The organism is Hyphomicrobiales bacterium, assembly GCA_030688605.1.
GTDB lineage: Bacteria > Pseudomonadota > Alphaproteobacteria > Rhizobiales > NORP267 > JAUYJB01.
The window spans coordinates 73,053-92,521 of record JAUYJB010000066.1; the positions used below are offsets into that span (position 1 = coordinate 73,053).

The following is a 19,469-nucleotide window of genomic DNA, read 5'->3' on the forward strand; positions in this document are numbered from 1 at the left end:
GGTTGCGACGGGATCGCCGCAAGCATGCGGTAAGAAAGACGGGCAGCCCCGTCAGATCGTCTCCGGGACCATCGTGATCGCACCGCACGGGCATTCGGCGGCACATATGCCGCAGCCCTTGCAATAGTCGTAGTTGAATTCGAAGCGTTTGCCGGGACCCAGCTTGATGACGGCGTTGTCGGGACACATGCCGTAGCAATTGTCGCACTCGAAGCAATTGCCGCAGGAAAGGCATCGCCGCGCCTCGTAAAGCGCATTCTTCTCGTCCAATCCCTTGAGAACTTCCTCAAAACTCGACTGCCGGCGCACCGCCTCAAGCTGCGGCTGCATCGTTTGCGGCGCGTCGTCATAGTACCAGCTGTTGAGATACTCGAATTCGGCCGGCTCATGCTTGGGCGGCTTGAAGTAGCGCTTGCTTCTCAGCCAGGCATCGATGTGGCGTGCCGCCTTCTTGCCATGGCCGACGGCGACGGTGGCAGTGCGTTCGGCAGGCACCATGTCGCCGCCGGCGAACAGTCCCTTGCGGCCGGTCATCATCCGCCCGTCGATCTGGACGACCCCGTCCTTGGCGATGTCGACGCCGGGGACGTTCTCCAAGAAGCGCGTGTCCGCGTCCTGGCCGAGGGCAAGGATCAGCGTATCGGCTTCCAAGGTTTCCAGTTCGCCGGTGGGCTGGGGGCGGCCCTCTTCGTCGATCGCCATCCTTTCCACCGTGAAGGTCGTCTGATCGATCTCTTTGATGGTGCGCAGCCAATGGATCAGCACGCCTTCTTCTTCCGCCTCGGTCGCCTCGAAATCGTGCGCCGGCATCTCCTTGCGGGATCGCCGATAGACGATCATCGCCTCGTCCGCGCCCAGGCGCTTGGCGGTGCGGGCCATGTCCATGGCCGTATTGCCGCCGCCATAGACCACGACGCGGCGGCCGAGCCGCGGCGGTTCCTCGCCCGTCTCCACGTCGCGCAGCACGCTCACCGCATCGAGGATCTTGCCGGCCGCGTGGGCCGGAATGTCGATGCGCTTGGCCAGATGCGCGCCGACGGCGACGAACACGGCATCGAACCCCTCCTCGCCAAAGGCAGCCTCGAGGTCCTCCACCTTAGTGTCGAGCTCGAGCGTCACCCCCATGTCGACGATGCGTTTGATCTCCGCGTCCAATATGTCGCGCGGCAGCCGGTATTTGGGAATGCCGAAGCGCATCATGCCGCCGGCCATGGATCCGGCATCGCGGATGGTGACGGCGTGCCCCAGGCGCGTCAGGTGATAGGCGGCCGAAAGCCCGCTCGGCCCGGCGCCGATGACCAGGACCCGCTTGCCCGACGGCTTGGCCTCGATTTTCGGTGCCCAGCGTTTTTCGATGGCGAGATCGCCGAGGAAGCGCTCGACGGCGTGGATGTTGACCGCCGTGTCGAGTTGGGCGCGATTGCACGCGCCTTCGCACGGGTGATAGCAGACGCGCCCCATCACCGCCGGCAGGGGGTTGTCTTCCATCAGCGCCTGCCAGGCGGTCCGATAGGCGCCTTCCTCGGCATGGAACAGCCACTTCTGGATGTTCTCGCCGGCCGGGCAGGCGTTGTTGCAGGGCGGCAGGCGATCGACATAGACGGGCTTCGACGTCCGCCACGAGCCGGTCAGATTGGCGAGGCTGGTGCCCGGGTCGAGGGTGATGGCGTAGGGAAGCTGTTTCATGGCCGCTGCTCCGCGCCGCCCAGCAGGCCGAAGCGCTCGATATTGGCGTCGGCCATGCGCTGGATGGCGGCGATGCGTTCCTTGTCTTCGCCTCCCTTCTTGAACAGATGGGCGAAGCGGCGCTGGGTCTTGAGATAGGCTTCCACCGGCGCGCGGCGGCGGATCTTGTAGGATCCGGTGACCGCCCCGTGCTCGGCCTCGAAAAGCGGAAACAGCCCGGTCTCGACGGCAAGCCTAGCGATGCGGATCGTGTCATGCGGCTCCGAACCCCAGCCGAGCGGGCACGGGACCATGATATGGATGTACCGCGACCCCGTAATGCCCATCGCCTTGGTCACCTTGGCCTCCAGATCGTGAAGGTCGGCGACGCTGGCGGTGGCCACATAGGGGATGTTGTGCGCCATGGCGATCAGCGGCAGGTTCTTGCCGGTGCCGAACACGTTGCCGGGCGCCTTGCCGACCGCCGGCGTCGTCGCCGTGCGGGCCGCAGGCGGCGTCGCGCTCGACCGCTGCACGCCGGTGTTCATATAGGCTTCGTTGTCGTAGCAGATGTAGAGCACGTCATCGTTGCGCTCGAACATGCCCGACAGACAGCCGAAGCCGATATCCATGGTGCCGCCGTCGCCGCCCTGGGCGACGACCTTGACGTCGGTGCGCCCCTTGACCCGCATCGCCGCGGAAACGCCGGTCGCCACCGCCGGCGCGTTGCCGAACAGGGAATGCAGCCAAGCGATCTGCCACGAGGTCTCGGGGTACGGCGTCGTGAACACTTCCAGACACCCGGTCGCATTGACGGCGACAAGCTGACCCTTGGCGGCGCGCAGCGCGGCGTCGAGCGCGTAGCGCGCGCCGAGCGCCTCGCCGCACCCTTGGCAGGCGCGGTGGCCGGATGTGATGGCGTTGGAGCGCTCGGCGCTCGCCTGCACGGTGCGCTTGGCCTCGTCGATGAGCCGGTTGCCCACCGTGTGGGTGCCGGTCTGATAGAACTTGACCTGCTGCAACGCAGTCTTTCGCACGGTCATGGCGTCCCTCAATCCCCGGCCGCAACTTGGCCCCGCCCCATGGCCTTGAGAATGTTCTCGGCGGTGGGGCCGGACCGGCGCGTGGCGATGGCGCGGATAAGCTCATGCTCGACCGCCGCGTGGTCGAGGTCGAGAAACTGGGCGTCCGGCAGGCGGTCTTGCGCCGCCGCCTCGAACAGCTCCTGCAGGACGCGCATGGTGATGGGGCGGCCGCCAAGGCCGGCGATCACGGTGTGGACGGGCACGGGAGAGCCCCGCAACGCCATCTGCACGTCGGCGGCGACGATGCCGCCGAGGCCAACCGCGAAGGCCTTCTCAAGAACCACCACGCGCTTAGCCTGTTCCAGAACGGCGCGCAACTCATCCAACGGGAACGGGCGGAACGAGCAGATGCTGACCGCGCCGATGGCCGCGCCTTCCTCGCGCATCTTGTCGACGGTCTCCTTGATGGTGCCGTTGACCGAGCCCAAGGCAACGACGATCGTTTCCGCCCCATCGGTGCGGTAGGTGTGGATCAACCCGCCGGTTTCGCGGCCGAACACCTCCTTGAACACGCCGGAGATCGTCGGAATCAGCCGCAGCGCCTGAAGCTGCTTCTCATGCGCCAGGTAGCGGACCTCGGTGAAAGCGTCGGGTCCGACCATGGCGCCGATGGAATAGGGATCGGCGGGATCGAGCACCTGCACCGGCTCGAACGGCGGAAGGAAGGCATCGACCTCGTCCTGCGTCGGCATTTCGACCCGTTCATAGGCGTGCGTCAGGATGAACCCGTCCATGCACACCATGACCGGGCAGCTCAGTTCCTCGGCCAGACGGAAGGCCTGGATGTGCAGGTCGAGCGCTTCCTGGTTGGTCTCGGCGTAGAGTTGAATCCAGCCCGAGTCCCGCACCGCCATGCTGTCGCTGTGATCGTTCCAGATGTTGATCGGCGCGCCGATGGCGCGGTTGCCCACGGTCATGACGATCGGCAGGCCGAGGCCGGCCGCGTTGTAGACGGCCTCGGCCATGAACAGGAGCCCCTGGCTCGCCGTCGCCGTGTAGGCGCGCGCGCCGGCGGCCGAGGCCCCGATCGCGACACTCAAGGCGGCAAATTCCGATTCGACGTTGATGAACTCGCAATTCTTGAGATCGCCCGACTTCACCAGCGCGCCGACCCCCTCCACGATATGGGTTTGCGGCGTGATCGGATAAGCGCAGACGACCTCCGGCCGGCACAGCGCTATCGCCTGGGCAACCGCCTGCGATCCTTCTATCTGCTTGAGCATCCGTGGCTCCTTCGTTTAGAGCGCTCTAGGCGGCTCTGGCCATTTCGAACGCCTCGCGGGCCGCGGCTACATTGGCCTCGCCGACGGCGCCTGGGAATTTTTCCATGATCGCGCTTTCCACCGATTCCATCTGCAGCTGGGCGGAAATGGCGGCAAAGCAGCCGAGTAGCGTCGCGTTCGGTACCGGGCGCTTGACATGTTTCATGGCCAGATCCGTAGCCGCGATGCTGCAGACATGGTGGGCCGGCAGCTTGCCTACGAATTCGGCAATGCCCAGTTCCTCGAAACTCTGCGTCGAGTTGATGATGATGAACCCGTCCTCCTTGAGCCCATGGAAGACATCGACGGAGTGCAGCAGCGTCGGGTCCTGGATAATGAGCGCGTCCGGCTCCTGGATGGGCTCGCGAAGCCTGATTTCCTTTTCGTCCAGGCGACAGAAGGAGACCACCGGCGCGCCCATCCGTTCGGACCCGAAGCTGGGAAAGGCCTGCGCCTGCTTGCCCTCGAGGAACGCCGCCAAGGACAGCAGTTCGGCGGCCGTGACGACCCCTTGTCCGCCCCTGCCATGAATTCGCACCTGGAACATAACGCCCGCTTCCATGTTCTGTTTGTCGGTAACGGAACCCAAGACCGGCCACTTAGGCGACCCGCTCTGGACTTGCGGCTGAAAGGCGCGCCGTCGGCCCCTATTCGCATCGCAGTCGATACGCGCGCGCCATGACCGCTGCCAACGTTCATCCGCTCCAACAACCGCGCAACCTATAGTCGGCCCAAGTCCGGCGTCATTGATTGACATCAAAGCCCGACGAGCGGTCTGGACCCGTCTCCACATTGACGATGCAACCCTTCGCGCGGTCTCGCGCGCCGGATCGCCGCCTCGGGCGTGCCTGCCCGACCCTGGGGCACTACGACCCCAGCGCCTGAGAGCTGCGCGCGAGACCCACGCGGAAGACGCCGGCGGGAAGATCGGAAAGACACCGCGCGGGCGTCGCAACGTCGCCCCAACAGAGTCCCTGTGAGTATTCGCTATATCGCGGCGCCGCGGCGCCCGCGCGAGGCCCCGGATCATCCGGGGCTAAAGGAAAGTGGGCAAACCCCGGAGCCAGGCGGCTCGCGGCAATGGCGAACTTTGCCTTCAGTTCCGGGGCATTTTCCGTTTGCTCTTTGACATTGTGACCGCAACATCCGGGCCTCACACTTCGGGACACGAAGTGCCTGAGCACTCACAGGTCCGGGTCGTCAATCAGCAGATTCGGTTTCGCCAGGATCTCCAGGTCCTTGCGCTTCGCGAGTCGAACCTCGGCTCCTTCGACTTTGACGCCAAAGGGCGCAAGCGTTTTGAAAGCACGCGACAGGTTCTCCGGCGTCATGCCAAGCAGGGACGCCAGCGCCCGCTTTTCCATCGGCAGCGTCAATCGGCCCGCGGTACCCTGCTCGATCTCCAGGCGCAGCAAATAGTTGGCCAGGCGCTCGACCGCGGTCCGCAGCTTCTGGTTCTTCAAGGCTTTGACCATGGCGCGGTAGCGGCCGCCGAGCTCGCTGACGACCGAGCGGGCAAACCCCGCGTCACGGGCGAAGATCTCCCTGATGCTTTGCGAAGGGACCATCAGGATTTGACAACGCCCGACCGTTCGCCCTGACATCAAGTGAACGGCATCCCGCACGACGGCCGCGAGAATGAACGTCTCCACCGGACGCACCAGCTGCATGACCGTCTCGCGGCCATTGCCGTGGGCGACGAGCTCGACGGTGCCTTCCACGACGATATGCAGGAAGTCGGCCTTCTCGCCTTCGGAGATCAGCTGAACGCCTGGGGGAAAGCGCTGAAAGTAGGCGGCCTGCACGAGCTCGGCAAAGTTCTCCTCCTCCATGGCGCCGAACAGCGGCAGTTCACGGATGGTCGGCAGATCTTCGCTACGCATCGCGTCGGTCGCATCAGTCAGGGATTGATGATCATCAACTTATTGAATGACGTATGCCAATTTGGCAAGCGGCCCAACGCAACTGGAGCCAACAAATCCATTTTTCTGACACTTGTTTCTTCAGTTGGCGCCCTTGCCATTGACTCAGATCAACTGAGCCCCCCCTCGATCCAGAGAGGTTCCCCCGACTCGCGCTCCGGGCGCACGACATTGCAGGAGGGAAACGATGGCGGACCCTGCCACCGCCCAGAGCGGGAGCGACCCGTACAGCTTCGAGACCCGCAAGCAATATTCCGTCCTGACCATGAATACGTTGGCCTTTACGGTCAACTTCGCGGTCTGGACGATGTTTTCCGTCATCGGCATCAGGATCAAGAGCGAGCTGGCTCTTAACGAGACGGAGTTCGGCTTGCTGGTCGCAACGCCGATCCTGACCGGATCGCTGGTGCGCCTGCCACTTGGCATTCTGACCGACCGGTTCGGCGGCCGTGTCATCTATTTCATCCAGATGATCCTGGTGGCGATCCCGACCTACGGATTGGCGTTCGCCACCGAATATTGGCAGTACCTCGCCATCGGTCTGTTCGTGGGTCTCGCCGGCGGGTCGTTCGCCATCGGCATCGCCTACACGTCCGCCTGGTTCCCGAAGGAGAAGCAGGGCACCGCCATGGGCATCTTCGGCGCCGGCAACGCGGGCGCCGCCGTGACGAACCTGGTGGCGCCATTGATCATCATTGCGCTGGGCTGGCGCGCGGTGCCGCAGATCTACTCCGTCGCCATGTTGGCGATGGCGGTAATTTTCTGGTTCTTCACCTATCCAGATCCAAGACTGGAGGAACGCCGGCAAAAGGGACGTTTTCCGACCCTCAGCGACCAGCTCGCGCCGCTTGCGGAATTGCGCGTGTGGCGATTTGGACTCGCCTACTACTTCGTCTTCGGCGGTTTCGTCGCGCTCGCGCTTTGGCTACCGAAATATTACATCTCGGAATATGGCCTGAGCCTCAGTGCCGCGGCCTTCATTTCAATGTTCTTCACGCTGCCCTCCGGCGTCATTCGCGCGCTGGGCGGGTGGATCTCGGATCGGTACGGCGGCAGCACCACGACCTGGTGGGTGTTCTGGGTCTGCATCGTCTGCCTGTTCTTCCTCTCTTATCCGCCCACCACCCTGGTGATTCACGGCATCAAGGGAAGCGTGAACCTTGACATCGCCGTCGGGGTCATTCTGTTCACGGTTCTCGTCTTCGTTGTCGGAATCGCCCAGGGCATCGGCAAGGCAAGCGTCTATCGCGAGCTTGCCGACTACTACCCGGCCAACATGGGCGCCGTCGGCGGCCTGGTCGGGGTCATCGGCGGTCTCGGCGGTTTCACGCTTCCCATCATGTTCGGCGTCGCCGCCGATGCCACCGACGTGCGCTCAAGCACGTTCATGCTGATGTATGCCGTTGTCGCCGGCGTCATGATCTGGACCTGGATGGCCGAACGCGGCGAACGCGCCGCCGTCCTTGAGCGGGAACCGGCGCTGCGCGAACGGCTGGGCCTGCATGCCGCGCGCCGCTGGCTCACCGACTGGCGCCCGGACGACGAGGCGTTCTGGCGGCAGCAGGGCCGGCGCATCGCGTTGCGCAACCTGATCCTGTCCATGCCGCCGCTGTTCCTGTCCTTTGCGGTCTGGATGGTCTGGAGCGTGGTGGTGGTCGAGCTGCCCCGCATCGGCTTCAAGTTCACCACCGATCAGCTGTTCTGGCTGGCGGCCGCGCCGGGCATCTCGGGCGGCGCGCTGCGGCTCGCCTATTCATTCGTCGTACCGATCTTCGGCGGCCGCAACTGGACGGTGTTCAGCACGGCTTCGCTGCTGCTGCCGACGCTGTGGATGGCGCTGGCGGTGCAGGACCCGAACACGAACTACGTGGTGTTCGTCGCCATCGCGCTGCTGTGCGGACTGGGCGGCGGCAATTTCTCCGCCAGCATGGCCAATATCAGCTTCTTCTTCCCCAAGAAGATGCAGGGCACGGCGCTCGGCTGGAACGCGGGCGCCGGCAACCTCGGCGTCGGCGTGATGCAGGCGGTGGTGCCGCTGGCGATCTACGGCGGCGCGCTCTGGATCAAGGGCGGTACCCCGCAGACCCATACCGACGGCGCCGTCGTCAGCATGGTCTGGATGCAGAATGCCGGCTTCATCTGGGTTCCGCTGATCGTGGCCGCCACCATCGCCGCCGCCTGGGGCCAGAACAACATCCGCGGCGCGCAGGCAAGCTTCGGCGAACAGGTCGGCATTTTCAAGCGCAAGCACGCCTGGATCCTGGCCTGGCTCTATACCGGCACGTTCGGCTCGTTCATCGGATTTGCCGCCGCCTTCCCGCAACTCCTGTCGACCTTGTTCCCGGACTCCGATGCCAAACATTGGGCGTTCGTCGGCCCGCTGCTCGGCGCGCTGGTGCGGCCGCTCGGCGGCTGGCTGTCCGACCGCCTCGGCGGCGCCAAGGTCACTTTCTGGAACTTCGCGGTCATGTTGGTGGCGGCGATGACGATCCTGGCATTCCTGCCGTCAGAATCGAACGGCAACACGCTGCCGTGGTTCTATGCAGCTTTTGTCTTGTTGTTCATCACCACCGGAATCGGCAACGGCTCGGTGTTCCATGTCGTCCCCAATGTTTTCCTGAAGCTGCACACGCGGGCTGCGGCCGGAAAAGACAAGGCGGCCCAGGATCGTGCGGTCGCCGAAGGCGAGATCGAGGCCTCCGTCGCACTCGGCTTCACGGCAGGAATTGCCGCGCTCGGGCTGTTCTTCATCCCGGCGATGATCGCGATCTCGCTCAATACGACGGGTACGGCCGCAACCGCGCTGACCGTTTTCATCGTGTTCTACGTGACCTGCCTGTTGGCGACCTGGTGGTGGTACCGGCGCCGGGGCGCGGAAGTCCGGTGCGACTGAGCGCGGCGCCAACCGAGGCGAAACGAACGGAAACAACGACACTCAAGAGATCAAGAGGAACGACATGCCCGCAATCGCAAACTGGAACATCGAAGACAAGACATACTGGGAATCGACCGGCAAGCGCATTGCCAACCGCAACCTCTGGATCTCGATCCCGGCGCTGCTGTTGGCCTTTGCGGTGTGGATGGTGTGGTCGGTCGTGGTCGCCAAACTTCCTGGGGTCGGCTTCCAGTTCACCACCGATCAGCTGTTCTGGCTGGCGGCGATGCCGGGACTGTCGGGCGCGACGCTGCGCATCTTCTACTCGTTCATGCCGCCGATCTTCGGCGGCCGGCTGTGGACGACGTTGTCCACCTTGTTGCTGCTGATTCCTGCGATCGGGATCGGAATTGCGGTGCAGCATCCGGGGACGCCGTATCTGATGTTCCTGGTGCTCGCGCTGCTGTGCGGCTTCGGCGGCGGGAACTTCGCCTCCTCGATGGCCAACATCAACTTCTTCTTCCCGAAGGCGGAAAAAGGCCACGCGCTTGCGATGAATGCCGGGCTCGGCAATCTCGGCGTCAGCGTGGTGCAGTTCGTCATCCCGCTGGCGATCACCGCCGGCGTGTTCGGCTGGCTCGGCGGCAGTCCGCAGGTCGAGGCCGGTAAGACCACGCAGCTTTGGCTGCAGAACGCCGGCTTCGTCTGGGTGCCGTTCATCGCCATTGCCTCCATTGCCGCCTGGTTCGGCATGGATGACATCGCCTCGATGAAGGCCTCGATCGCCGATCAGGCAGTGATCTTCCGCCGCCGCGACAACTGGATCATGTGCTGGCTCTACACCGGCACCTTCGGCTCCTTCATCGGCTATTCCGCCGGCTTCCCGCTGCTGGCCAAGACCCAGTTTCCGGAGGTCGACTCGCTCAAGTTCGTCTTCCTCGGGCCGCTGGTGGGCGCGCTGTCGCGCTCGGCCACCGGCTGGCTGTCGGACAAATACGGCGGCGGCCGCGTCACGTTCTGGGTGTTCGTGCTGATGATCGCGGCGGTCGCCGGCGTGCTCTACTTCCTCGGCATCAAGGATCAGCCTGGCGCGTTCTGGGGCTTCTTCGCCATGTTCATGGTGCTGTTCTTCGCCACCGGCGTGGGCAATGCCTCGACCTTCCAGATGATCCCCGCGATCATGCGCACCGAAATGCCGCGGCTTGCACCCGGCATGAGCATCGCCGAGCGGGCGCGGCAGGCGGAGATGGAATCCGCCGCCATCATCGGCTTCACCTCGGCCATCGCGGCCTACGGCGCCTTCTTCATCCCCAAAGCCTACGGCTCGTCGATCACTCTCACCGGCGGGCCGCAGCCGGCGCTGTGGATCTTCATGATCTTCTACGTGAGCTGCGTGGTCATCACCTGGGGCTTCTACACAAGGCGCGGCGGACTTTTGCATGACGTCGAGCGCGGCCTGTTGCCGCCTGCGGCGCCTCTGTCTTCAGCATAAGTGGAAACGACGATGAGCCATTTCCTCGATCGCCTCACGTTCTTCAACCGCTCCGCCGACACGTTCGCCGACGGACACGGCATCACCACCCGCGAAGACCGCCGCTGGGAGGACGGCTACCGCAAGCGGTGGCAGCACGACAAGGTGGTGCGCTCGACCCACGGCACCAACTGCACGGGCTCGTGCTCGTGGAAGATCTACGTCAAGGGCGGCATCGTCACCTGGGAAACCCAGCAGACGGATTACCCGCGTACGCGGCCGGACCTGCCGAACCACGAGCCGCGCGGCTGCTCGCGCGGCGCGAGCTACTCCTGGTACCTCTACTCCGGCAATCGAGTGAAATATCCGCTGGTGCGCGCGCGGCTCCTCAAGCTGTGGCGGGAGGCGCGGGCCGTCCGCGAGCCGGTCGCGGCCTGGGCGTCGATCGTCGAGGATGCGGACAAGCGCGCCGCTTACACGACAAAGCGGGGCATGGGCGGCTTCGTGCGCGCGAGCTGGGACGAGGTCACGGAGATCATCGCCGCGGCCAACGCCTACACCGCCAAGACCTACGGGCCGGACCGCGTGGTCGGGTTTTCGCCGATTCCCGCCATGTCGATGGTCAGCTACGCGGCCGGCGCCCGCTATCTGTCGCTCCTCGGCGGCGTGTGCCTGTCCTTCTACGACTGGTATTGCGACCTGCCGCCGGCGAGCCCGCAAACCTGGGGCGAGCAGACCGACGTTCCGGAAAGCGCGGACTGGTACAATTCGAGCTTCCTCATTCTTTGGGGCTCCAACGTGCCGCAAACGCGCACGCCCGATGCCCATTTCTATACAGAAGCGCGCTATCGCGGCGCCAAGAGCGTCGTCATCTGCCCCGACTATTCGGAAGCGTCGAAATTCTCCGATCTCTGGATTTCGGTGAAGCAGGGCACCGATGCGGCGCTGGCCATGGCCATGGGCCACGTCATCCTGCGCGAGTTCCACATCGACCGGCAGGTCGACTATTTCACCGCCTATGCCCGCCAATATACCGACATGCCGATGCTGGTGCGGCTGGTGAAGCAGGACGGCCGGCTTGTTCCCGAGCGTCTGCTGCGAGCGTCGGATTTCGCGGGCGCGCTCGGCGAAACCAACAATCCCGAATGGAAAACGATCGCCTTCGACGAGAAGACGAACTCCCTGGTGGTGCCGCGCGGCTCGGTCGGCTTCCGCTGGGGCGAGCAGGGCAAATGGAACCTGGAGGAGAAGGAATCAACCGGCGGCGACGTCAAGCTGCGCCTGACGCTCGCGGCACCCAAGGCCAAGACCGCCGACGTCGCCTTTCCATATTTCGGCAACGTCGCCCACGAACATTTCACGGGCACCGATCACGACAGCATCCTTGTCCGCAAGGTGCCGGTCCGAACCGTGAACCTCGCCGACGGCGAGGCCTTGGTTGCTACGGTGTTCGATCTGTTCGTCGCCAACTACGGCGTCGACCGCGGCTTTGGGGGCAAGAATGTCGCCAAGAGCTACGACGACTACGAACCCTACACGCCGGCCTGGGCCGAAAAAATTACCGGGGTGCCGCGCGACCAGATCATCACGGTTGCCCGCGAGTTTGCTCGCAACGCCGAGAAGACCAAAGGCCGCTCCATGGTCATCATCGGCGCGGCGATGAACCACTGGTACCACATGGACATGAACTATCGCGGCATCATCAACATGCTGGTGATGTGCGGTTGCGTCGGCCAGTCGGGCGGCGGCTGGTCGCACTATGTGGGCCAGGAGAAGCTACGCCCGCAGTCGGGCTGGCTGCCGCTCGCCTTCGCGCTGGACTGGGCCCGTCCGCCGCGGCAGCAGAACTCGACCTCGTTCTGGTACGCGCATAGCGATCAGTGGCGCTACGAGAGCCTCGATGTGTCCGAGATCTTGTCGCCGACGGCGCCGGCGGGACCCTGGGACGGCGCGCTGATCGACTACAATGTCCGCGCCGAACGCATGGGCTGGTTGCCGTCGGCGCCGCAGCTCAAGACCAATCCTTTGACCATCGCGGCGCGGGCGAAGTGGAAAAAACTCGACCCCAGGGACTATGTCGTTAAGGCGCTGAAGTCGGGCGAGATCGAGCTCTCCTGCGAGGATCCGGACGACCCGGCCAACTGGCCACGGAATCTGTTCGTCTGGCGCTCCAACCTGCTGGGCTCGTCCGGCAAGGGGCACGAGTATTTCCTCAAGCATCTGCTTGGCACGCCGCATGGGTTGCTCGGCAAGGACCTGGGCCACTCGGGGCGTCAGAAGCCGAAGGAGGTTGCCTGGCACGACGAGGCGCCGGAAGGCAAGCTTGACCTGCTTGTGACCATCGACTTTCGCATGTCGACGACCTGCGTCTACTCCGACATCGTGCTGCCGACCGCGACCTGGTACGAGAAGAACGATCTCAACACCTCCGACATGCACCCCTTCATCCACCCGCTGACCGCGGCCGTGGACCCCTTGTGGGAGTGCCGCAGCGATTGGGAGATCTACAAGGAGATCGCGAAGAAGTTCTCCGACGTGGCGCCGGAGGTCCTCGGTGTGGAACAGGATGTGGTGCTGACGCCGATCCTCCACGACACGCCGGCCGAGATCGCCCAGGCCGTCGACGTCAAGGATTGGAAGAAGGGCGAGGTCGAGCCGGTCGCCGGCAAGACAATGCCGCAGGTGACGGTCGTCGAACGCGACTATCCCAACCTCTACAAGCGCTTCACGGCCCTCGGCCCGCTCATGACCAAGATCGGCAACGGCGGCAAGGGCATCAGCTGGAACACCGAGCACGAGGTTGAGTTCCTGAAGAAGCTCAACGGCGTTGTCCGCGAAGAGGGGCCGACCAAGGGCCTGCCGCGCATCGACAGCGACATCGACGCCAGCGAAGTGATCCTGACGCTGGCGCCGGAAACCAACGGCGAGGTCGCCGTCAAGGCCTGGAGGGCGCTGGGTAAGACCACCGGCCGCGAGCACGCGCATCTGGCGCTGCCCAAGGAGGACGAAAAGATCCGCTTCCGCGACGTGGTGGCGCAGCCGCGCAAGATCATTTCCTCGCCGATCTGGTCCGGCCTGGAATCGGAGAAGGTCTGCTACAACGCCGGCTACACCAACGTGCACGAACTGATCCCGTGGCGCACGCTCTCCGGGCGCCAGCAGCTCTATCAGGATCACCTGTGGATGCGCGCCTTCGGCGAGGCGTTGTGCGTCTACCGGCCGCCGATCGATACCAAGTCGGTCAAGCCGGTGATCGACCGCAGGCCGAACGGCAACAAGGCTGTCGTGCTGAACTTCATCACCCCGCATCAGAAGTGGGGCATCCATTCCACCTACACCGACAACCTGCTGATGCTCACTCTGTCGCGCGGAGGTCCGATCGTGTGGATCAGCGAGGTCGACGCCAGGAAAGCCGGCATCGTCGACAATGACTGGATCGAGGCATTCAACATCAACGGCGCGCTGGTCGCCCGCGCCGTCGTCTCGCAGCGGGTCAAGGAAGGCATGTGCATGATGTATCACGCACAGGAGAAGATCATTAACGTGCCGGGCTCGGAGCTGACCGGCCAGCGCGGCGGCATCCACAATTCGGTCACCCGCACGGTGCTCAAGCCGACCCACATGATCGGCGGCTACGCCCAGCAGTCCTACGGCTTCAACTATTACGGCACGGTCGGGTCGAACCGCGACGAGTTCGTCGTCGTCCGCAAGATGTCGAAGGTCGATTGGCTCGACCGCCCGGCCGCCGAGCAACCGACCAAACCTGCCGCACGCCTGGAGGTCGCAGAATGAAAGTCCGCGCGCAAATCGCGATGGTGCTGAACCTCGACAAGTGCATCGGGTGTCACACCTGCTCCGTCACCTGCAAGAACGTTTGGACCAACCGGGAAGGCATGGAATACGCCTGGTTCAACAATGTCGAGACGAAGCCCGGCATCGGCTACCCGAAGGCGTGGGAGAACCAGGAGCGTTGGAACGGCGGCTGGGTGCGCAAGAAGAACGGCAAGCTGCAACCCAAGATCGGGTCCAAGTGGCGCGTCCTGGCCAACATTTTCGCCAATCCCGATCTGCCGGAGATCGATGACTATTACGAGCCCTTCACCTTCGACTACGAGCATCTGCAGACGGCGCCGGAACTTGAGGCTTCGCCGACGGCCCGGCCACGCTCGCTCATCACCGGCGAGCGCATGGAGAAGATCGAGTGGGGGCCGAACTGGGAGGAGATCCTGGGCGGCGAGTTCGAGAAGCGCTCGGCCGACGTCAATTTCGACGGCGTGCAGAAGGATATCTACGGCGCGTTCGAAAACACCTTCATGATGTACCTGCCGCGTCTGTGCGAGCACTGCCTCAACCCCGCCTGTGTCGCGGTCTGCCCGTCGGGCGCCATCTACAAGCGCGAGGAGGACGGGATCGTCTTGATCGATCAGGACAAGTGCCGGGGCTGGCGCATGTGCGTCTCGGGCTGCCCCTACAAGAAGATTTACTACAACTGGTCGAGCGGCAAGTCGGAGAAGTGCGTGCTCTGCTACCCGCGCATCGAGGCGGGGCAGCCGACGGTGTGCTCGGAGACCTGCGTCGGCCGCATCCGCTATCTGGGTGTCGTGCTTTACGATGCCGACCGCATCGCGGAAGCGGCGAGCGTGGCCGAGGAGCAGGATCTTTATCAGGCCCAGCTCAATATCTTCCTCGACCCCGGCGACCCGGCCGTCATCGCCCAGGCTCGGGCCGACGGGGTGCCGGATTCCTGGCTCGAAGCCGCGCGGCGTTCCCCGGTCTGGAAAATGGCGATGGAGTGGAAGGTGGCCTTCCCGCTGCATCCGGAATACCGCACGCTGCCGATGGTCTGGTACGTGCCGCCGCTTTCGCCAATCCAGTCGGCGGCCGAGGCCGGCAAGATCGGCGTCGACGGCGACATGCCCGACGTTCGTTCCTTGCGCATTCCCATGCAATACCTCGCCAATTTGCTGACCGCCGGAAAGGAAGCGCCGATCGTCCAGGCGCTGGAGCGGATGCTCGCCATGCGCGCATACATGCGCGCCAAGACCGTCGACGGGGTGATCGACGAGGCCATCGCTGCCCGAGTCGGCCTCAGCGCCGCCACCATCGAGGAGATGTACCGCATCATGGCGATCGCCAATTTCGAGGACCGCTTCGTCATCCCGACCGCACATCGCGAACTCGGCGAGGACGCCTACGATCTGCGCGGTTCTTGCGGTTTCTCCTTCGGCAATGGCTGTGCCGGCGGCACCACCGAGACCAGCCTGTTCGGCACGCCACGGCGCGCCAAGACACCGATGGAGGTCGCGTGATGGCGAAAACATTCAAGGCGCTGTCGGCGCTTCTCAACTATCCGACGGCGGAACTCAAGAGCGCCACGGCCGAGATTCGGTCCTGCCTGCGCGAAGAGCGGCTGCTCTGCGATGGTTTGCGCCGGGGCCTGGGCGGCCTGCTGCAAGAACTCGAAACCGGCGACCTGTACGACCTGCAGGAGCGATATGTGCTGCTGTTCGACCGCACGCGGTCGCTGTCGCTGCATATCTTCGAGCACGTGCATGGCGAAAGCCGCGACCGCGGGCAAGCCATGATCGACTTGAAAGCGCTCTACGAGAAGCACGGCCTGTTCATCAGCCAATCGGAGCTTCCCGACTTCCTGCCGCTGTTTCTCGAGTTTCTATCCACCCTGCCGCGGACCGAAGCCCAGTCCCTGTTGGGTCAAGCGGCCCACATTCTGAAGGCGGTTGCGGAGAGGCTCGAAAAGCGCGGCTCCTGCTACGAGGCCGTGTTCCGTGCGCTCATCGCCCTTGCGGAGGCGGGTGTAAGCGCAAATGAGCCGGACATGGCATTGGTTGACGAGGACACCGATCCGAACGACCTCGAAACCCTCGACGCGGCTTGGGCCGAGGAGCCCGTCGTCTTCGGCCCGGGCGCCGCAATGGGCTGCAAGGACAGCCTGATTGCGAAGATCCGCGCTGCGAGACGGCCCGTTCCCGCCAACGAGACTTGAGGAGAGCGCCATGCGCGACGCCATCACCTACATCGTCTTCGGCTGGTACCCTTATCTCTGCCTGACCGTGTTCATCGGCGGCAGCCTGTTCCGTTTCGAGCGCGAACAGTACAGCTGGCGCAGCGGCTCGAGCCAGCTCCTGCGCCGCGCCCAGCTCACGTGGGGTTCCAACCTCTTCCACGTCGGTATCCTGGTCATTTTCCTCGGCCATCTCGGCGGCCTGCTGACGCCGATCTGGGTGTTCGACGCGATGGGCGTTTCGCACACCTTCAAGCAATGGATGGCGATCATTCTCGGCGGCGTCGCGGGCATCTTCTGCTTCATCGGCCTCACGATGCTGGTGCACCGGCGGCTGTTCGACGCGCGCATCCGCAAGACGTCATCGTTCGGCGATATCGCCGTTCTCCTGCTGCTCTACGCGCAGTTGATTCTCGGTCTGGTGTCGATCACGGTATCGCTCGGCCATCTCGACGGCGCCGAGATGGTCAAGTTCATGACCTGGGCCCAGGGCATCGTTTTCCTTGACCCCGGCGCCTCGGCGCTGATCGCCGATGCCCATATCATCTTCAAGCTGCATCTGTTCCTGGGGCTCACCATCTTCCTCATCCTCCCCTTCACGCGGCTGGTGCACGTCTGGAGCGCGCCGATCTGGTATCTCGGCCGGCGCGGCTACCAGGTCGTGCGCGCACGGCCGGCGCGCACGGCCGCCGCGTCATCGATCCAAGCCGCGGAATGATCGGCGGAGCGATCCATGTCGTGCACATTGAAACCGAACGACCTGCCACGGCCCGCCGACATCACGGTCAACGGTGTCGCCATCCCGCGCGGCGAAATTGCCCTCGAGGTCCAGCATCACCCGGCGCCGACGGCGATCGAAGCCTGGAAAGCCGCTGCACGGGCGCTTGTCATCCGCGAGCTTCTGCTGCAGGAGGCAAGTCATCTCGGCATCGCCGCAGAACCCTTGAGCGATGAACACGGTCGCCGGGAACTCACCACCGAGGCGATCATCCGGTGCCTGATCGAGCCGCAGGTCAAGGTGCCCCGGCCGGACGAACAGGCGTGCCGGCGGTTCTACGAGCGCAATCGCGATCGTCACTTTTCGGGCGCCTCGTTCGAGGCCGTAGCCGAGCGCATCGCGGCCTATCTCCGCACCCGGGCGGGGCGGCAGGCGGCGGCGGACTATGTCACCGGCCTTATCGCCCGCGCTCGCATCGAGGGGATCGACATGTCCGTGGCTCCCGGGCCGCATGATCGTAACGAGAGGGTGCCGTGCCGCCCGCGGATTTGATCGCACGGCTCAAGGATCCGGCCCTGGCGACGGAGACGCTGCTGTCGCTCGATGACCTGGCGCTGGTCGCGCGCGTCAAGGAAACGGCGGCGCGTGACGGCCTGACGGCGGGTGCATTCGCTGCCCAGGCAATCGAGCATCTCGCCGCGCACGCGGACGACGAGACGTGGCTGACGTTGATCGGGCTCATGAACGGATCCGCCGATCCAGGACAGGTGTTGTTGCATCGCGCCTTGAGGGATGCGGTGAGCCGGAGTCTCGACCATACGACAGCGTAGACCGCGGAAAAGTGTTGCCGGTTTCGACTCACCACCTGAACAAAAAATTCCTCATTGTTAATAGCTTGATGGCTGGCAGTCGGTCCGGAGGAGCTGGCGATGGACAAGCTCTACGGCGCGCTCGACGTCCGGACACGGGACCTGCTACAGAACGAGTTGCTGCACATTTGGGAGCGGTACCGCAAGACCGTGATCTACGTGACGCACCGCATCGAAGAGGCGCTGTATCCGGCCGACGGTATTGTCGTCATGACGCCCCGGCTCAGACGCATCCGGGCGCTGTTGAAGGCAGGGGCGCATGTCTGAGGCGACAAAGGGCAACGCCGCCACAACCGTCGTTGCTCCGGATACGCTCAGGCAATTCGTTGCAGCCCTCTTCCACCATCACGGCGTACCGGCAAGAGATGCCAGGACGGTCGCAGACTGTCTGGTCCGCGCCAATCTGCGCGGTGTCGACACACATGGTGTTTTTCGTGCTTCGCCCTATTTGGAGCGCATCCGCAAGGGCGTTTTGACGCCAAATCCCGAGATCAAGGTCGAGCGTGTCTCCCCGACAGCGGTGTCCATCGATGCCGGCAATGCGCTTGGTGCGGTCGCCGGAACGCGTGCCATGCGCGAAGCCATCGATCTGGCGGGCAGCACCGGCGTCGGAGTCGTTTCCGTCCGCCACAGCAACCATTACGGCATGGCTGCCTACTATGTGCTCCAAGCCATCGAGGCGGGCATGATCGGGCTAGCCTTCACCAACGCCTCCCCCGCATTCGCCCCCTGGGGCGGCCGCCGCCCCTTCTTCGGCACGAGCCCGCTCGCAGCCGGCGTGCCTGGAGGCGAAAATGGCCCATTCGTTCTCGACATGGCCATGAGCGTGCTGGCACGAGGGAATGTCTACATCGCCGCAAAGCGCGGCGAGGCGATCCCTCCGGGGTTGGCGCTCGACTCTGAAGGGCGCCCGACCACCAATCCGCAGGCGCTGATCGACGGCGGTACGATGCTGCCCGTCGGCGGCGTGAAAGGCGCGGCGCTTTCCATGCTGATGGACATTCTGAGCGGCGTGCTCTCAGGTGCAGCTTTCGCCGGACGTGTCGCCAACCCGCTTCTCGATCTCACCCGGCCCGCCGACGTCGGGCACTTCTTCATTTGTTTGCGGCCCGATCTGTTCGTACCCCGGGAGGTGTTCACGGCACGCATGGATGAGCTTATCGAGCGGGTCAAGGCGGAGCCGCGCGCCGCGGACATCGACGAGATATTGATCCCGGGGGAGCGGGAACGCCGCACCGAAGCGCATCGCAGCAAGACCGGCATTCCGCTTTCGCGCGAAACGCTGGACGCGTTGTTGGCGGAGGGAAAGTCTGCCGGCGTCGAACTGCAGGCGACTTCGGGAAGCAATCAGATTTAATCTCGAAAGCAACGACCCGATACCCTTAGAGCGGTTCATGGTTATAGGGAACCATTTGACCGGGATGATTTTGCGCCGGGGCCAGGCGCGGCTCGCCGGGCGATGCGGTGCATCGGCCAACAGCCGCAACACCGCCACGGCGCAAAAGAACCCGGCCTTCGGTGGGCCAAATCGGCCCACCGGGTTCGTTGCGGCGCTCGCCCGATATCCCGTATCGCGCGTC

14 protein-coding genes and 1 pseudogene are annotated in these 19,469 nt (G+C 64.3%); 10 read left to right on the forward strand and 5 right to left on the reverse strand.

Features of this window, described 5'->3' with window-relative positions; genetic code table 11:
• Window positions 1–51 precede the first annotated feature (51 nt).
• The 5 genes from Q8P46_07890 to Q8P46_07910 all read right to left on the reverse strand — a co-directional run bounded on the left by Q8P46_07890 (window position 52) and on the right by Q8P46_07910 (window position 5,895).
• On the reverse strand, window positions 52–1,686 hold the full coding sequence (locus Q8P46_07890; GenBank protein ID MDP2620084.1) for an NAD(P)-binding protein: 1,635 nt from the start codon (window positions 1,684–1,686) through the stop codon (window positions 52–54).
• Window positions 1,683–2,708, reverse strand: a complete 1,026-nt coding sequence (locus tag Q8P46_07895) for a thiamine pyrophosphate-dependent enzyme (GenBank protein ID MDP2620085.1) — start codon at window positions 2,706–2,708, stop codon at window positions 1,683–1,685. The genes Q8P46_07890 and Q8P46_07895 overlap by 4 nt, the downstream gene beginning before the upstream one ends.
• A gap of 8 nt (window positions 2,709–2,716) precedes the next feature.
• A complete protein-coding gene (locus Q8P46_07900) occupies window positions 2,717–3,973 on the reverse strand; it encodes a transketolase C-terminal domain-containing protein (protein ID MDP2620086.1) in 1,257 nt (418 codons plus the stop codon).
• 25 nt (window positions 3,974–3,998) lie between these two features.
• On the reverse strand, window positions 3,999–4,574 hold the full coding sequence (locus Q8P46_07905) for a 2-oxoacid:acceptor oxidoreductase family protein (protein MDP2620087.1): 576 nt from the start codon (window positions 4,572–4,574) through the stop codon (window positions 3,999–4,001).
• A gap of 622 nt (window positions 4,575–5,196) precedes the next feature.
• Window positions 5,197–5,895 carry a cyclic nucleotide-binding domain-containing protein gene (locus Q8P46_07910; GenBank protein MDP2620088.1) on the reverse strand — a complete coding sequence of 233 codons (699 nt, stop codon included), beginning with the start codon at window positions 5,893–5,895 and terminating at the stop codon, window positions 5,197–5,199.
• A gap of 226 nt (window positions 5,896–6,121) precedes the next feature.
• Here Q8P46_07910 and Q8P46_07915 point away from each other — a divergent pair, with 226 nt between their 5' ends.
• The 10 genes and pseudogenes from Q8P46_07915 to Q8P46_07960 all read left to right on the forward strand — a co-directional run bounded on the left by Q8P46_07915 (window position 6,122) and on the right by Q8P46_07960 (window position 19,246).
• Complete coding sequence (locus Q8P46_07915) at window positions 6,122–8,827, forward strand: MFS transporter (protein MDP2620089.1); 2,706 nt, start codon at window positions 6,122–6,124, stop codon at window positions 8,825–8,827.
• Window positions 8,828–8,945: 118 nt separating this feature from the next.
• A pseudogene (locus Q8P46_07920) lies at window positions 8,946–10,301 on the forward strand (NarK family nitrate/nitrite MFS transporter).
• A gap of 12 nt (window positions 10,302–10,313) precedes the next feature.
• Window positions 10,314–14,072 (forward strand): nitrate reductase subunit alpha, encoded by a 3,759-nt coding sequence (locus tag Q8P46_07925; GenBank protein MDP2620090.1) that lies wholly within the window; start codon window positions 10,314–10,316, stop codon window positions 14,070–14,072.
• Window positions 14,069–15,589, forward strand: coding sequence for a nitrate reductase subunit beta (gene narH / locus Q8P46_07930; GenBank protein ID MDP2620091.1), 1,521 nt, complete (start codon window positions 14,069–14,071; stop codon window positions 15,587–15,589). The genes Q8P46_07925 and narH overlap by 4 nt, the downstream gene beginning before the upstream one ends.
• On the forward strand, window positions 15,589–16,284 hold the full coding sequence (gene narJ / locus Q8P46_07935) for a nitrate reductase molybdenum cofactor assembly chaperone (protein MDP2620092.1): 696 nt from the start codon (window positions 15,589–15,591) through the stop codon (window positions 16,282–16,284). The genes narH and narJ overlap by 1 nt, the downstream gene beginning before the upstream one ends.
• A gap of 10 nt (window positions 16,285–16,294) precedes the next feature.
• Window positions 16,295–17,020 (forward strand): respiratory nitrate reductase subunit gamma, encoded by a 726-nt coding sequence (gene narI, locus Q8P46_07940; GenBank protein MDP2620093.1) that lies wholly within the window; start codon window positions 16,295–16,297, stop codon window positions 17,018–17,020.
• Between the two features lie 15 nt (window positions 17,021–17,035).
• The gene (locus tag Q8P46_07945) at window positions 17,036–17,572 is read left to right on the forward strand and encodes a hypothetical protein (GenBank protein ID MDP2620094.1); all 537 of its coding nucleotides are present in this window, start codon (window positions 17,036–17,038) and stop codon (window positions 17,570–17,572) included.
• Entirely contained in the window at window positions 17,554–17,850 is a 297-nt protein-coding gene (locus tag Q8P46_07950) for a hypothetical protein (protein MDP2620095.1), read from the forward strand. The genes Q8P46_07945 and Q8P46_07950 overlap by 19 nt, the downstream gene beginning before the upstream one ends.
• A 99-nt stretch (window positions 17,851–17,949) precedes the next feature.
• The gene (locus Q8P46_07955) at window positions 17,950–18,156 is read left to right on the forward strand and encodes a hypothetical protein (GenBank protein ID MDP2620096.1); all 207 of its coding nucleotides are present in this window, start codon (window positions 17,950–17,952) and stop codon (window positions 18,154–18,156) included.
• Window positions 18,149–19,246, forward strand: a complete 1,098-nt coding sequence (locus Q8P46_07960; protein ID MDP2620097.1) for an Ldh family oxidoreductase — start codon at window positions 18,149–18,151, stop codon at window positions 19,244–19,246. Before Q8P46_07955 ends, Q8P46_07960 begins: the two co-directional genes overlap by 8 nt.
• Window positions 19,247–19,469 lie beyond the last annotated feature (223 nt).

Excerpts from the sequence above, each read along its gene's own strand:
- Q8P46_07890 (MDP2620084.1), bottom strand. The coding sequence starts at position 1,686 with ATGAAACAGCTTCCCTACGCCATCACCCTCGACCCGGGCACCAGCCTC.
- Q8P46_07895 (MDP2620085.1), bottom strand. The coding sequence starts at position 2,708 with ATGACCGTGCGAAAGACTGCGTTGCAGCAGGTCAAGTTCTATCAGACC.
- narH (MDP2620091.1), top strand. The coding sequence starts at position 14,069 with ATGAAAGTCCGCGCGCAAATCGCGATGGTGCTGAACCTCGACAAGTGC.
- Q8P46_07915 (MDP2620089.1), top strand. The coding sequence starts at position 6,122 with ATGGCGGACCCTGCCACCGCCCAGAGCGGGAGCGACCCGTACAGCTTC.
- narI (MDP2620093.1), top strand. The coding sequence starts at position 16,295 with ATGCGCGACGCCATCACCTACATCGTCTTCGGCTGGTACCCTTATCTC.
- Q8P46_07905 (MDP2620087.1), bottom strand. The coding sequence starts at position 4,574 with ATGGAAGCGGGCGTTATGTTCCAGGTGCGAATTCATGGCAGGGGCGGA.
- Q8P46_07945 (MDP2620094.1), top strand. The coding sequence starts at position 17,036 with ATGTCGTGCACATTGAAACCGAACGACCTGCCACGGCCCGCCGACATC.
- Q8P46_07960 (MDP2620097.1), top strand. The coding sequence starts at position 18,149 with ATGTCTGAGGCGACAAAGGGCAACGCCGCCACAACCGTCGTTGCTCCG.
- Q8P46_07910 (MDP2620088.1), bottom strand. The coding sequence starts at position 5,895 with ATGCGTAGCGAAGATCTGCCGACCATCCGTGAACTGCCGCTGTTCGGC.
- Q8P46_07925 (MDP2620090.1), top strand. The coding sequence starts at position 10,314 with ATGAGCCATTTCCTCGATCGCCTCACGTTCTTCAACCGCTCCGCCGAC.
- Q8P46_07955 (MDP2620096.1), top strand. The coding sequence starts at position 17,950 with ATGGACAAGCTCTACGGCGCGCTCGACGTCCGGACACGGGACCTGCTA.
- Q8P46_07900 (MDP2620086.1), bottom strand. The coding sequence starts at position 3,973 with ATGCTCAAGCAGATAGAAGGATCGCAGGCGGTTGCCCAGGCGATAGCG.
- narJ (MDP2620092.1), top strand. The coding sequence starts at position 15,589 with ATGGCGAAAACATTCAAGGCGCTGTCGGCGCTTCTCAACTATCCGACG.